This window comes from Bacteroides sp. RCH18 (assembly GCF_058231005.1).
Genome location: NZ_JBIPTC010000002.1, coordinates 252292 through 266357, shown reverse-complemented (window position 1 = coordinate 266357; position 14066 = coordinate 252292). Strand labels below are relative to the sequence as shown.

9 protein-coding genes and 1 pseudogene are annotated in these 14066 nt (G+C 44.4%); 4 read left to right on the top strand and 6 right to left on the bottom strand.

Annotated features, from left to right (window positions below):
* Nucleotides 1–71: 71 nt before the first annotated feature.
* From ACHLI0_RS16270 to rpmH, 4 genes are all read right to left on the bottom strand, one after another.
* Complete coding sequence (locus ACHLI0_RS16270; RefSeq protein WP_055220445.1) at nucleotides 72–1046, bottom strand: D-alanine--D-alanine ligase; 975 nt, start codon at nucleotides 1044–1046, stop codon at nucleotides 72–74.
* Entirely contained in the window at nucleotides 1043–2116 is a 1074-nt protein-coding gene (locus ACHLI0_RS16265; RefSeq protein ID WP_074859326.1) for an RluA family pseudouridine synthase, read from the bottom strand. The genes ACHLI0_RS16270 and ACHLI0_RS16265 overlap by 4 nt, the downstream gene beginning before the upstream one ends.
* 25 nt (nucleotides 2117–2141) lie before the next feature.
* On the bottom strand, nucleotides 2142–2792 hold the full coding sequence (locus ACHLI0_RS16260; RefSeq protein ID WP_151209711.1) for a PASTA domain-containing protein: 651 nt from the start codon (nucleotides 2790–2792) through the stop codon (nucleotides 2142–2144).
* A gap of 409 nt (nucleotides 2793–3201) precedes the next feature.
* On the bottom strand, nucleotides 3202–3363 hold the full coding sequence (gene rpmH / locus ACHLI0_RS16255) for a 50S ribosomal protein L34 (RefSeq protein ID WP_005678985.1): 162 nt from the start codon (nucleotides 3361–3363) through the stop codon (nucleotides 3202–3204).
* A gap of 192 nt (nucleotides 3364–3555) precedes the next feature.
* Here rpmH and efp point away from each other — a divergent pair, with 192 nt between their 5' ends.
* The gene (efp, locus tag ACHLI0_RS16250; RefSeq protein ID WP_151209712.1) at nucleotides 3556–4122 is read left to right on the top strand and encodes an elongation factor P; all 567 of its coding nucleotides are present in this window, start codon (nucleotides 3556–3558) and stop codon (nucleotides 4120–4122) included.
* Nucleotides 4123–4236: 114 nt separating this feature from the next.
* On the opposite strand, the pseudogene ltrA reads toward efp, so the two are convergent.
* Nucleotides 4237–5640, bottom strand: a pseudogene (gene ltrA, locus ACHLI0_RS16245) (group II intron reverse transcriptase/maturase).
* Between the two features lie 508 nt (nucleotides 5641–6148).
* Between ltrA and ACHLI0_RS16240 the strand changes: the two are divergent.
* Nucleotides 6149–7552, top strand: coding sequence for an alkaline phosphatase (locus ACHLI0_RS16240; protein WP_490749687.1), 1404 nt, complete (start codon nucleotides 6149–6151; stop codon nucleotides 7550–7552).
* A 365-nt stretch (nucleotides 7553–7917) separates the two neighbouring features.
* Here ACHLI0_RS16240 and susR read toward each other — a convergent pair whose 3' ends face one another.
* Nucleotides 7918–9516: a SusR family glycan utilization regulator gene (gene susR, locus ACHLI0_RS16235; protein ID WP_490749685.1), complete on the bottom strand. Its 1599-nt coding sequence runs from the start codon at nucleotides 9514–9516 to the stop codon at nucleotides 7918–7920.
* A gap of 244 nt (nucleotides 9517–9760) precedes the next feature.
* On the opposite strand from susR, the gene ACHLI0_RS16230 reads away from it, so the two are divergent.
* Both ACHLI0_RS16230 and ACHLI0_RS16225 read left to right on the top strand, forming a co-directional pair.
* A complete protein-coding gene (locus tag ACHLI0_RS16230; protein ID WP_490749684.1) occupies nucleotides 9761–11614 on the top strand; it encodes a glycoside hydrolase family 13 protein in 1854 nt (617 codons plus the stop codon).
* 196 nt (nucleotides 11615–11810) lie between these two features.
* Entirely contained in the window at nucleotides 11811–14027 is a 2217-nt protein-coding gene (locus ACHLI0_RS16225; protein ID WP_055220458.1) for a glycoside hydrolase family 97 protein, read from the top strand.
* Nucleotides 14028–14066 lie beyond the last annotated feature (39 nt).

The window sequence follows — 14066 nt, the reverse complement described above, 5'->3', positions numbered from 1 at the left end:
TATTAAGTATAAAGTATTAGGCTGCGCTGTAAACCGCATGGAATTAATACTTATTACCTAATACTTAATACTTAAAATTTATTTTCTATTATATCAGTCATCACATCCTTTATATCCAGTCCGGCAGCACGCACTTGCTGGGGAATAAAGCTTGTAGTGGTCATCCCCGGAGTTGTATTCACTTCCAGCAGATTGATCTTTTCGCCGGCAGTCACAATATAATCCACACGGATGATACCGGAACAGCCCAATATGTCATAAATGGCCGAGGTCAGCATTTGCACGCGATTCGTCAGTTCGTCCGAGATGCGTGCAGGAGTTATCTCGTCTACCTGACCATTGTATTTTGCATCATAATCAAAGAACTCATTATGTGTCACTACTTCCGTAGGCGGGAAGATGACGGTCTTGTCTTTGGTTTTATAGCAGCCGCAGGTCAGCTCCGTTCCTTCCATGAATGCTTCTACGAGCACTTCCTGGGCTTCTTCAAAGGCCTTAACAATGGCCGGCTGTATTTGTTCTTTCGTCTTAACCTTTGTTACGCCGAAACTCGAACCGCCCAGACTCGGCTTGATGAAACAAGGCAAACCGATCTTTTCCATCACGTCTTCGTCGGAAACCGATTGCCCCTGACGCAGCAGCAACGATTCTGCAATACGCACTCCGAAGGCTTTCAGATATTGGTTGCAGGTAAACTTGTCATAGGTGATCGCCGCAGCCAGCACTCCGCAACAAGAGTATGGTATGTGCATCATGTCAAAGTATCCCTGAAGACGGCCGTCTTCGCCCGGAGTACCGTGAATGGTAATATAGGCAAAGTCAAACTTAATCTTTTCCGTTCCCAGCATAAAGCTGAAATCGTTGCGGTCTACCGGTGCTTTTGCACCATCCGGCAATTGTACTTCCCAACGGGTCCCCTGCATCTCGACAATGTACAGTGTGTACTTTTCCTTATCTATGAAGGAATATATTCCCTGTGCACTACGCAGGGATACATGAAATTCGGAGGTGTCACCTCCAGCTACGATAGCAATTGTGCGTTTCATTCTATTTCTCTGTTACTTATATAGCCTCTCCACTTCTCGATAAGCTGGGTCATGTCATCCGGAAGTTCGGAAGTAAAGTACATCTCTTCGCCTGTGACGGGATGTACGAACCCCAATGTCATGGCATGCAGAGCCTGCCGGGGACAAGTGTCAAAGCAATTATTTACAAATTGTTTGTATTTACTAAAATGAGTACCTTTCAGTATTTCGTGACCGCCATAGCGTTCGTCATTGAAAAGTACGTGCCCGATATGTTTCATGTGGACACGAATCTGATGAGTACGTCCAGTTTCGAGTATGCACTCTACCAGCGTAACATATCCCAGCCGTTCCAGCACCCGATAATGAGTGACCGCGTGTTTGCCCATCGTCGGGTCGGACATAACCGCCATCTGCATCCGGTCTTTCGGATTTCGGGCGATGCTGCCTACGATCGTACCTTCATCCTGTTCCACATTTCCCCAGACAAGGGCACGGTATCTGCGTTTGGTCGTTTTATTAAAGAATTGTATCCCAAGGTTGGTCTTGGCATCCGGCGTCTTGGCAATCACCAGCAGACCGGACGTATCTTTATCAATCCGGTGGACAAGGCCGACATGCGGGTCATTGGCGTCATATTCGGGAATATCTTTCATGTGCCATGCCAGTGCATTGACAAGCGTACCGTGATAGTTTCCGTGTCCCGGATGTACCACCAGTCCCGCAGGCTTGTTCACTACCATTACATATGGATCTTCGTAAACGATATTAAGAGGAATATTTTCGGGAATAATCTCGTTTTCGTAACGAGGACGGTCCATCATGACGGTAATGACATCGAGCGGCTTTACCTTGTAGCTGCTCTTCACCGGCTTACCGTTAGCCATGACAAATCCATCTTCGGCAGCCTTCTGAATACGGTTGCGCGAAGCATTGACAATACGTTCGAACAGATATTTGTCGACTCTGACCATTGCCTGTCCCTTGTCTACGACCACCCGAAAATGTTCGTAAAGCTGGGATTCGTCACCGACAGGTTCTATATCATCCAAATCATTCTCCAGTTCATCCGGAAGTTCTTCCTCGATCATGTGAATCTGTTTCGTTATTTATCAATTAAAACCAACTATCATCCTGACTTGAAGAGGATTCTGAGGAAACAGGTTCATCTGCCCCTTCAACATTTTCCATGGAGTCGCTTTCCAACGGTTCGTTTTCTCCGTTTCCTACCATCAGTGTCAATGCGGCTCCCAAAGGTACTTTATCTCCCGCATTCAATGAGCGACCCTGATATTTAATGCCGTACACCCAGTCCTTCTCACCATGCATCAGCTGAATCTCGGTCAACTTGAATCCGGCAGCAAGCACTTTCGCCTGTGCCTGGCGCAGAGAACTGTTGTCCGCCACATCAGGGACAGCACGCAAAGGAATACTCAGCGTATTGATAGTCAGGTAAATGGTGCGGCCTTCTTTCACTTTTTGTCCGGCTCCGGGATTGACGTCAAGCACGATACCGGCTGCCTTATTCTTCACATAAGTGGAATCGGATACGACACACACCAACCCGTGATTGCGGAACATTTTTGAGGCTTCATCCACGGTCATCCCTTTTACATCGGGCACAACCACCGCCTCACCGTGACGAGTATAAACATCCAGCCATTTCATCACGCCGAACACGATCAGCACTACTGCCACAATCATGACAAGGATATTCACCCAGAAATATTTATTTGTTTTAAAAGAAAAGAATTCTTTGATTGTCATACGCTTTGCTGTTAATCCGCGCCAAAGATACTACAAATTAGTTGAATTTCGGAATAGTGGGCAATGAAAATGTCCCTGCATAAATGCAAGGACACCTGTCATCACCACAATTGTTGCAACTATATTCCCCACACCTATAGATTTCAACAACCTTATATGTATGATGCGACTTCGGGATTCTCTACATCCCATCATCCGTCGCATATATTCGTCTACGATCTGTGACAAAGAAAACTAAAAAGTGATAAAGAGCACTGCATTAAACATTATTTAATACGCTATTTAACTACCGGAACCAAGTTCCTGTACTTTTATGATAAAAAGGTAATTATGACCAACTTTAATGGGAATTGGAGCAAACAAAAAAGGCGGAGTTTTGAACCCCGCCTTTTTTGTTTCTGAGTGATGATTACCACTTCTGTCCGTTGTACTCATCAGAAACAGTCAGTTTCTTTCTGCCTTTCGCACGGCGGGCTGCTAATACTCTACGACCATTAGCCGATGCCATTCTCTCACGGAAACCGTGTTTGTTCTTTCTCTTTCTGTTAGAGGGTTGAAATGTTCTTTTCATTACTGTATCTTGTTTTTATGTTATTATTCTACGTAATCGGGCTGCAAAAATAGAGACTTTTTTTAAATTAACCAAGCGATAAGTCATTTTTGCTCAAAAGTTTTTGTGTTTTTTACTGATTTAGATTACTTTTGCACTCGAATTACGACGAAGACAATTAAATAACAATAATATAATAAGAAAAACAGCAGTATGATTAATGCTCAAGACATCAAAAACGGAACTTGTATCCGTATGGACGGAAAGCTCTATTTCTGTATAGAATTCCTGCATGTAAAACCAGGTAAAGGTAACACATTTATGCGTACCAAGCTGAAAGACGTAGTAAGCGGTTATGTTCTCGAACGCCGTTTCAATATCGGTGAAAAACTGGAAGATGTACGCGTTGAACGTCGCCCATACCAATTCCTGTATAAAGAAGGAGAAGACTATATCTTCATGAACCAGGAAACTTTTGACCAGCACCCTATCGCTCACGACCTGATCAACGGTGTAGACTTCCTGCTCGAAGGTATGACACTGGAAGTTGTTTCTGACGCTTCTACCGAAACAGTACTTTATGCAGATATGCCGATCAAGGTCCAGATGAAGGTTACTTACACAGAACCGGGAATGAAAGGTGATACAGCTACCAACACACTGAAACCTGCTACCGTAGAATCAGGTGCAACAGTACGTGTGCCTTTGTTCATCAGCGAAGGTGAAACAATTGAAATCGACACTCGTGACGGTTCTTACGTAGGACGCGTGAAAGCATAAATGTCATACAAATGACAATCGAGTAGGAGGAAAACGAAGTAGAAGTTTTCCTCCTACTTTCGTTTTCCGACCTCTCACACCACCGTACGTGCCGTTCGGCATACGGCGGTTCTCTTAACTGCGATGCAATTGGGTATAAAGAATTATCATTGACGGATAACCCGCCATTACAAGCTTATCTGTTGTGATTGCTCTATGCAATATCCAACTATCCGCAATGCGCCAATAGCCTTTACGGGTATTCGCCCATTCCCAAGATTTCCGACGAGGGATGCCACACTTCTGCAAGCTGGCAAAACGTGTACGTACCCGCTTCCAACTCTTCCATATATACATTCTAAGACGACGATTGTACCACTTCGCTGTTTTGATTATAAAATCTTTCATATCGGCATAACGATAGTATGTCAGCCAACCTCGGATGTATTGCGTCAGGTGGAGTTTCAGCCAAGCGTAGCCTTGACCACTACTACGGCTGGTCAGGTGCTTGATGGTGCGTTTGAACTTGGATTGACTTTTCTTATGAAGATTAAGACCACATTTACGGTCGGCTCTTCAGTAGAAGGAGTGTCCAAGATACTTCTTGCCGCAGATGGAACCGACTTCTGTCTTCTCTTTGTTTACTTTCAAGAATAACTTCTTTTCTATAAACTCGGAAATACTATCACGGACTCGCTCCGTTGCCCGAAGACTATGGACAAGGATCAGACAATCATCGGCATAGCGGACAAACGGGTGCCCCCTGCGTTCCAATTCCTGGTCCAACTCATTAAGAAGAATATTGCTCAATATAGGACTCAATGGACCACCTTGGGGGACGCCCTCGGCAGTCTCCGCGTATTTGTGAGATACTACAACTCCTGCATTAAGGTATTTGTGTATCAAAGATATTACACTGCCGTCCTTGACGGTTCGGGATAAGACCTCTATCAGTTTGCTGTGGTTAACACGGTCAAAGAACTTTTCCAAATCCAAACCGATACAGTAGCGATAACCTTGGTCTGCATATTCCTGCACCTTATGCAGTGCATCGTGAGCACTACGATGAGGGCGGAAGCCGAAGCTGTTGTCACTGAACTGAGGTTCGTAAAGCGGTATCAACACTTGGCTGATTGCCTGCTGAACAAAGCGGTCTACCACTGTCGGGATACCTAATGGGCGAGTTTTACCGTTGTCTTTCGGAATTTCTAACCTGCGCACAGGGGACGGACGATACTTCCCCCTGCGTATCTTTTCCAACAATTCGTCTTTATGGAGGGTAAGGTATGGCAACAGTTCGCTCGTCTCCATCTTATCGACACCTCCCACTCCTCCATTCCTTACGACTTGGCGGTATGCCGCATTCAAGTTCGATGGACTTAGAAGGAGTTCCAACAGATTGTTTTCTTCCAATTGCACTTCCACAAGCTGCTCATCTTTTATCTCCATAAAAGTCTGCACTCCCACATACTCGTCGGATGCTGTCCTATCCATTTGTGGGCAGTTCGTTTTACTGATTTTCCGCATTGACTCTTTCATAAAGTATTAAATGGTACTTGTTTGATTAAAAGTTCAGTCCTTCACCGACTGCCGATTTTTTTACCTTGTCGGTTACTATGACCTCTGCTGACTTCTCACGGTTCGTTATTACTGCTTGACTGTATTTATTTATTTTTCCTCGCCCGTGAGACCTCCCCAGTTATGGACATATTCTTTCCATCTTATGTCTGCTTGATTTACTTCGGATGTTCCGGACAACTATAGGACTTCGTTTTGTTTAGCAAACTTATCCACATCCTTAAGCCTTAATATCAAGTTTCTGTACGTCAGACCAGATATTTGCCGCAGGCTTCCTTCAGATTCCACCTCACGATGGACACCCTTGCCGTTGGCTATATACTTCCCGTTGTCAGGGCGCTTTAGGGACTTACACCCGTTAGAATATGTTCGTGCTGGGCGAACTAAAGAAACGGTGGATTTGCTTCGGCACTTCCACCGTTTTTATTACCTTTGTCCATCACTAACCCTAATATTAAGATACAAAAGAATGAAAAAGTTGATTTACACACTGCTCTTTGTCCTTATTTCCGTTGCAGCCAACGGTCAGCAGGCAAAGTATGTATTCTATTTCATCGGAGACGGAATGGGAGTCAATCAGGTAAATGGTACTGAGATGTATCAGGCAGAACTGCAAAACGGGCGCATCGGCGTTGAACCTTTATTGTTCACCCAATTTCCCGTAGCAACGATGGCAACCACTTTCTCCGCGACAAACTCCGTTACCGACTCTGCCGCTGCGGGTACTGCACTGGCAACCGGAAAGAAGACCTACAACAGCGCCATCTCTGTAGGAGAAGACAAAAACCCGATTGAAACCGTAGCCGAAAAAGCCAAGAAAGCCGGAAAGAAAGTGGGTGTCACTACTTCCGTCAGCGTAGACCACGCCACTCCTGCCGCTTTCTACGCTCATCAGGCAGACCGTAATATGAATTATGAAATCGCTGTCGACCTGACAAAAGCGAACTTTGACTTCTATGCAGGCGGTGGTTTTCTGAAACCGGACAAGACGTATGACAAGAAAGACGCTCCCAACATCTTCCCTATTTTCGAAGAAGCAGGCTACACCGTAGCACGTGGTTACAGCGATTATAAAGCCAAAAGCAAGGATGCCGGCAAAATGATCCTGATACAGGAAGAAGGCAAAGATCCTTCCTGCCTGCCTTATGCCATCGACCGCAAAAACGATGATCTGACTCTTGCCCAAATCACAGAAAGTGCTATCGACTTCCTGACCAAAGGCAAGAACAAAGGGTTCTTCTTAATGGTAGAAGGTGGAAAGATTGACTGGGCTTGCCACGGTAATGACGCCGCTACCGTATTCAATGAAGTAAAGGATATGGATGACGCTATCAAAGTAGCTTACGAATTCTACAAGAAACATCCGAAAGAAACACTGATCGTTGTTACGGCCGACCACGAAACCGGTGGTATCGTACTGGGTACAGGCAAATATGCGTTGAACCTGAAAGCATTGCAATATCAAAAACATTCTGCTGACGGATTGTCCAGACGTATCAGCGAACTGAGAAAAGCAAAAAGCAACAAAGTGACTTGGGAAGACATGAAAGAATTCCTGGGTGAAGAAATGGGCTTCTGGAAACAGTTCCCTATTTCCTGGGAACAGGAAAAGAAGCTGCGTGACGAGTTCGAACAATCCTTTGTCAGAAATAAAGTGGTATTTGCCGAAAGCATGTACTCTAAGAGCGAGCCGATGGCTGCACGCGCTAAAGAAGTAATGGATCAGATATCTATGGTAGGCTGGGTAAGCGGCGGTCACTCTGCCGGTTATGTGCCGGTATTTGCCATCGGTGCCGGTTCTCAACTGTTCGGTGAGAAGATTGACAATACGGAAATTCCGAAACGAATAGCTAAAGCTGCCGGATATAAATAAAGAATTGACTACACGAATATGTAATCAAAACACTTTTTAGTTTCATTTAGGCACGGATTTCACGGATTAACACGGTTCTATTCAATTAAAGACCGTGAAATTCGTGCAATCCGTGCCTAAATAATATTATCATTATAATAGATGATTTTCATTGGGTCCCTTCTCTTTATCTGTTTCCCGTTAGGAAACGGGCGTTCCCTCACCGAGAAACGACAGTTACCTTTAAAGGAAACGATCGTTCCCACACCGGGAAACGGCAGTTTCCAAGGCAGGAAATTTATAGAAACTCTAAACCATTCATATACAATCAAATAGTCATATCACGTTTATGTCTATTGGAGACATGAAGAGAGATTAGAGTGTACTTACAAATTCATTACGTCCTGTTCGAACCGATCTTTATCTCCGGCAGCTTTATTGCGCATTCTGCTCCGGTAATTATAGATCGTAGCCAAAGAATAACCCAGAAAATGAGCAATCTTGTTACTATCCACTACTCCTAAACGAATAAGGGCAAAGATCCGGAGTTCCGTTGTCAGCAGTTCGTCCGATTTTGGATAGACTCTTGCTTCTTCTACCAGCAGATTATTAAAAGAAGTAATAAAGTGGGGGAACAGTTTAAGGAATGACTTATCAAATTCGTTATAAAATTCATTCCGTTCGTCCCGGATAAACTGTTCGGACTTGATTGCTTTAAACAACTCGTCGATACGTGACGACATGGCAAGTTTGGCCAGAGAGCGGCGATAAGTTTCCAGTTTATCTAGATAATTGACGCATCTGTCCAGATAACGGGCAATATATACTTCCTTTATCTTTCCGGTCTGTTCCAATTCTTTGTTGACCGCAGACATTTGCTTGTTGGCCAAGCTTAGATTCCGACGCATGACGGATATCTTCTTCATCCAACGATACAGATAGAAAATAGCAATGAGGAGAAACAGCGACAACAGACTGACACTAATTAACATGGCACGGGAAACGGCCCGTTCTCTCTCTTCTTTCAGTTTATAAGCCTTATCAATAATCGGGAAAAACTCTGTCACTTCCATAAATCGCAAACGGGCATTACATGCTACAGCATCTTCCATCGAACAACTCAGATATTTGTAAGCACGGTCAATATCCCCTAATTCATACATCAGATGTGCGAGTTTCTGCAAGGAAGCATACTCCCGGACGGAAGATTCCAAGTCTGCAATAGCAGTCAGTATCAAATAATAAACTTCTTTCTCAACGTCTTTCTTCATGCTATATGCTTCGGAAAGGGTATAATAGATATATACTTTCTGACGTTCGTCTTCCATATCTTTCAGTGCATCGTTCAGCATGCCGATAGCCGTATCAGCCTTTCCGGTCACGATACATCTTTCCGCCAGAACAATTGTTTTATTTTCTTCCGGAGGCATGGCGGCGATAATGGAATCTCTGTACAAATCGGTCTTTTTCAGGTATTTTTCTTTTTCGGTTTTGTTTGTCGTATAATCAGCGAGCCAGCCGTAGCAGGCGCGATAGGTCTGGTAATAAGAAAGCAAAGTCCATTCATTCAGTTTTTTAGGATCAATCTTCTCCAATTGTTCCATAGCTTCGATGTACATTCCCATTACCCCCATTACCGTAGCACGGTTAATGATAATCTCATATTCCAGTTCCGGACGATTTAATTGGGGCAATATCTCCATCTGACGGTTAATATAATGAAGCGCCGAATCTGCCTGATAATGCAGGTAAGCCCCAAAGAGGGAGGCATACAACTCATAATTCCGGGCAGGATCGGTGGAATGGGCAAGTTGTACTTTTAAATCAGTAATGTCTTTTTCTCTCCGTATCTGATAAGTTTCCTTCTTACTTATAACATCATCCAGTTTTTTAAGGGCAGCCTTATTTATATCCGTATGCTTTGCAGACAGGGAAAGAGGAGAAGCTAAAAGAAGAAACAAAAGATAATAGGTTAGATTTCTCATAAGGTACTTTTTTAAAGATGTGACAAATATAATGATTATAGTAATAAAAACGAAAAATATCGCCATAACAATTTTCATTTTCACTTGTATTTTTCGATAGCGGCGGCAATGATAAAAGGCTTATTATCAACAGCCTATTCAAAATAAGCATTTATATTTTCTTTCTAACTGCCATACGGCATACCCGATTCGCCTACATTTGCATCATCGGTTCCCCCGAACAAATTTTAAAAATCTAGTTACCATGAAAAGGAATTTATTATTCATTATCTTACTATTATTATTACCCGGTCTTCACCAGGTATTCGCAGCAAGCACTATAAAGAAAGTAGCCCCGACCTTTTGGTGGGCAGGAATGAAGAATCCCGAATTGCAGATACTATTATACGGTGACCGCATATCGTCCGCAGACGTCAGTCTTTCTGCCGATGATATTACGCTGCAAGAAGTGGTGAAGCAGGAGAATCCTAATTATCTGGTTCTGTATTTAGACCTTTCGAAGGCTGCTCCACAGAACTTTGACATCATCCTGAAACAAGGCAAAAAGCAAACCAAAATCCCTTACGAGCTTAAACAGCGCCGGCCGAATGCTTCGGCAGTAGAAGGTTTTGATTCGAGCGACGTGCTTTATCTCATTATGCCGGACCGTTTTGCCAATGGCGACCCCTCCAACGACATCATTCCCGGAATGCTGGAAGGGAATGTAGACCGTAATGAGCCTTTCGCACGTCATGGCGGCGACTTGAAAGGAATAGAGAATCATCTGGATTACATAGCAGACCTCGGAGTCACCAGTATATGGCTCAACCCGATTCAGGAAAATGACATGAAAGAAGGATCATATCACGGTTATGCCATAACCGACTATTATCAGGTAGACCGCCGCTTCGGCAGTAACGAAGAGTTCCGCAAACTTACTCAGGAAGCTAATGCCAAAGGGCTGAAAGTCGTAATGGACATGATCTTCAACCATTGCGGTTCGGACAACTATCTGTTTAAAGATATGCCCTCCAAAGACTGGTTTAACTTTGAAGGCAACTACGTGCAGACCAGTTTCAAGACTGCCACTCAAATGGACCCGTATGCTTCCGATTACGAAAAGAAAATCGCTATCGACGGCTGGTTCACACTGACCATGCCGGACTTCAACCAAAGAAACCGTCATGTAGCTACATATCTGATACAGAGCAGCATCTGGTGGATAGAGTATGCCGGTATCAACGGCATCCGTCAGGATACACACCCTTATGCCGACTTTGATATGATGGCACGCTGGTGCAAAGCGGTCAATGAAGAATATCCCAAGTTCAACATTGTAGGTGAAACATGGCTGGGCAGCAATGTACTCATCTCCTACTGGCAGAAAGACAGCAGACTCGCTTATCCGAAAAACAGCAACCTCCCTACTGTCATGGACTTCCCGCTAATGGAAGAGATGAACAAGGCTTTCGACGAAGAGACTACCGAATGGAACGGAGGACTTTTCAGACTCTACGAATATCTGTCGCAGGACATCGTCTACAGCCATCCAATGAACCTGCTGACCTTCCTCGACAATCACGATACTTCCCGCTTCTACCGTTCGGAAGCTGATACAAAGAACCTGGACCGGTACAAGCAAGCCCTGACATTCTTACTGACAACCCGCGGAATACCGCAGATATATTATGGAACTGAAATCCTGATGGCAGCCGACAAGGCGAATGGAGACGGACTGCTCCGCTGCGACTTCCCCGGAGGTTGGCCGAACGATACAAAAAACTGCTTTGACGCAGCCAACCGCACTCCGCAGCAAAACGAAGCATTCTCCTTTATGCAAAAATTGCTCCAATGGAGAAAAGGAAACGAAGTCATTGCCAAAGGGCAGCTCAAACATTTCGCACCGAATAAGGGTATCTACGTATACGAACGCAAATACGGTGATAAGTCAGTCGTTGTTTTCCTGAACGGAAACGACCGGGAACAGACCATCGACCTGGTTCCTTACCAAGAAATACTCCCCGCTTCATCTGCTTTCGATTTATTGACAGAGAAAAAGGTTGAATTAAGAAATGAATTAACACTTCCAAGTCGTGGAATATACATCCTATCCTTTTAATAAGTTCACTTCGACTTATATTTATCAGGATGCAGAAAGAAAATAAACTACTGTAAAACAAAACATTGAGATTTATATAAACTTGTATTTTTATTCTAGACAGCCCAAAGTCTCAAGATGGTTGCTATATTTGCAATATCCGGAACAGAGCGGAGTAAAAATATTAGTTAGCTTATAATTTAATACCATAAATAGAATGAAAAAGAGAAAGATTTTATCGCTCATCGCATTCCTTTGCATCTCATTCATTGCGAATGCCCAACAGAAATTAACCTCACCGGACAACAATCTGGTAATGACCTTTCAAGTAGACTCAAAAGGTGCCCCAACGTATGAACTGACGTATAAGAACAAAGTGGTAATCAAACCCAGCACTCTCGGACTGGAACTGAAAAAAGAAGATAATACCAGAACCGACTTCGACTGGGTGGACCGCAGAGACCTGACCAAACTTGATTCAAAGACCAACCTGTACGACGGCTTCGAAGTAAAGGATACCCAAACGGCTACCTTTGATGAAACCTGGCAACCAGTTTGGGGAGAAGAAAAAGAAATCCGCAATCACTATAACGAACTGGCAGTCACCCTGTATCAACCCATGAATGACCGCTCTATCGTTATCCGTTTCCGTCTGTTCAATGACGGTCTGGGATTCCGTTATGAATTTCCTCAGCAGAAGTCACTCAATTACTTCGTGATCAAGGAAGAACATTCTCAGTTTGGCATGAACGGCGATCATATCGCTTTCTGGATACCGGGTGACTATGATACGCAGGAATATGACTACACCATTTCCCGCTTATCAGAGATCAGAGGACTGATGAAAGAAGCGATCACTCCGAACTCTTCTCAGACTCCTTTCTCACAAACAGGCGTACAAACTGCACTGATGATGAAAACGGATGATGGCTTATACATCAATCTTCACGAAGCCGCTTTGGTTGATTACTCATGTATGCACCTCAATCTGGACGACAAGAATATGGTATTCGAATCCTGGCTGACACCGGATGCCAAAGGAGACAAAGGATATATGCAGACTCCCTGCAACACGCCTTGGCGTACGGTTATCGTGAGCGATGACGCCCGCAATATCCTCGCTTCACGTATCACTCTCAACCTGAACGAACCTTGCAAGATAGCGGATGCCGCTTCTTGGATAAAACCCGTGAAATATATCGGCGTATGGTGGGACATGATCACCGGAAAAGGTTCATGGGCTTACACCGACGAACTGACCAGCGTAAAACTCGGTGAAACGGATTACTCCAAAACAAAACCGAACGGCAAACATTCTGCCAACACGGCCAACGTGAAACGTTACATTGACTTTGCTGCTGCTCACGGATTCGATGCAGTACTGGTTGAAGGCTGGAACGAAGGCTGGGAAGACTGGTTCGGCAACAGCAAAGACTATGTATTTGATTTCGTGACTCCTTATCCCGACTTCGATGTGAAGGAAATCCACCGCTATGCAGCCAGCAAAGGAATCAAAATGATGATGCATCACGAGACTTCCGCTTCTGTACGCAACTACGAACGCCACATGGACAAAGCCTACCAGTTTATGGCAGACAATGGATACAACTCCGTAAAGAGCGGTTATGTAGGCAACATCATCCCCCGCGGCGAACATCACTACGGACAATGGATGAACAATCACTACCTGTATGCAGTGAAGAAAGCCGCCGATTACAAAATCATGGTGAATGCACACGAAGCAACCCGCCCTACCGGTATCTGCCGTACATATCCGAATCTGATCGGCAATGAATCCGCCCGCGGAACAGAATATGAATCATTCGGAGGCAACAAAGTATATCATACAACAATTCTGCCTTTCACACGCCTGGTTGGCGGTCCGATGGATTACACTCCCGGCATCTTCGAAACGCATTGCAACAAGATGAATCCGGCAAACAATTCTCAGGTACGTTCTACCATTGCACGCCAGTTGGCACTATACGTTACCATGTACAGTCCTTTGCAGATGGCTGCCGACATTCCGGAAAACTACGAACGTTTTATGGACGCTTTTCAGTTCATCAAAGACGTAGCTCTCGACTGGGACGAAACGAACTATCTGGAAGCAGAACCGGGAGAATACATCACGATTGCCCGTAAGGCAAAAGGTACGGACGACTGGTACGTAGGTTGCACAGCCGGTGAAAACGGTCATACCTCCAAACTCGTATTCGACTTCCTGACTCCGGGCAAACAATACATCGCTACCGTCTACGCGGATGCCAAAGATGCCGACTGGAAAGAGAACCCGCAGGCTTATACCATCAAGAAAGGTATTCTGACGAATAAGAGCAAGCTGAACCTGCACGCAGCTAACGGAGGCGGATATGCTATCAGCATCAAAGAGGTAAAAGATAAATCAGAGATAAAAGGTATCAAAAGATTATAAAGACAGAGAAATTATTATTCGGTAAAAGAGAGTGTTTTC

Excerpts from the sequence above, each read along its gene's own strand:
- ACHLI0_RS16230 (WP_490749684.1), top strand. The coding sequence starts at position 9,761 with ATGAAAAGGAATTTATTATTCATTATCTTACTATTATTATTACCCGGT.
- ACHLI0_RS16225 (WP_055220458.1), top strand. The coding sequence starts at position 11,811 with ATGAAAAAGAGAAAGATTTTATCGCTCATCGCATTCCTTTGCATCTCA.
- ACHLI0_RS16260 (WP_151209711.1), bottom strand. The coding sequence starts at position 2,792 with ATGACAATCAAAGAATTCTTTTCTTTTAAAACAAATAAATATTTCTGG.
- ACHLI0_RS16270 (WP_055220445.1), bottom strand. The coding sequence starts at position 1,046 with ATGAAACGCACAATTGCTATCGTAGCTGGAGGTGACACCTCCGAATTT.
- ACHLI0_RS16265 (WP_074859326.1), bottom strand. The coding sequence starts at position 2,116 with ATGATCGAGGAAGAACTTCCGGATGAACTGGAGAATGATTTGGATGAT.
- ACHLI0_RS16240 (WP_490749687.1), top strand. The coding sequence starts at position 6,149 with ATGAAAAAGTTGATTTACACACTGCTCTTTGTCCTTATTTCCGTTGCA.
- efp (WP_151209712.1), top strand. The coding sequence starts at position 3,556 with ATGATTAATGCTCAAGACATCAAAAACGGAACTTGTATCCGTATGGAC.
- susR (WP_490749685.1), bottom strand. The coding sequence starts at position 9,516 with ATGAGAAATCTAACCTATTATCTTTTGTTTCTTCTTTTAGCTTCTCCT.
- rpmH (WP_005678985.1), bottom strand. The coding sequence starts at position 3,363 with ATGAAAAGAACATTTCAACCCTCTAACAGAAAGAGAAAGAACAAACAC.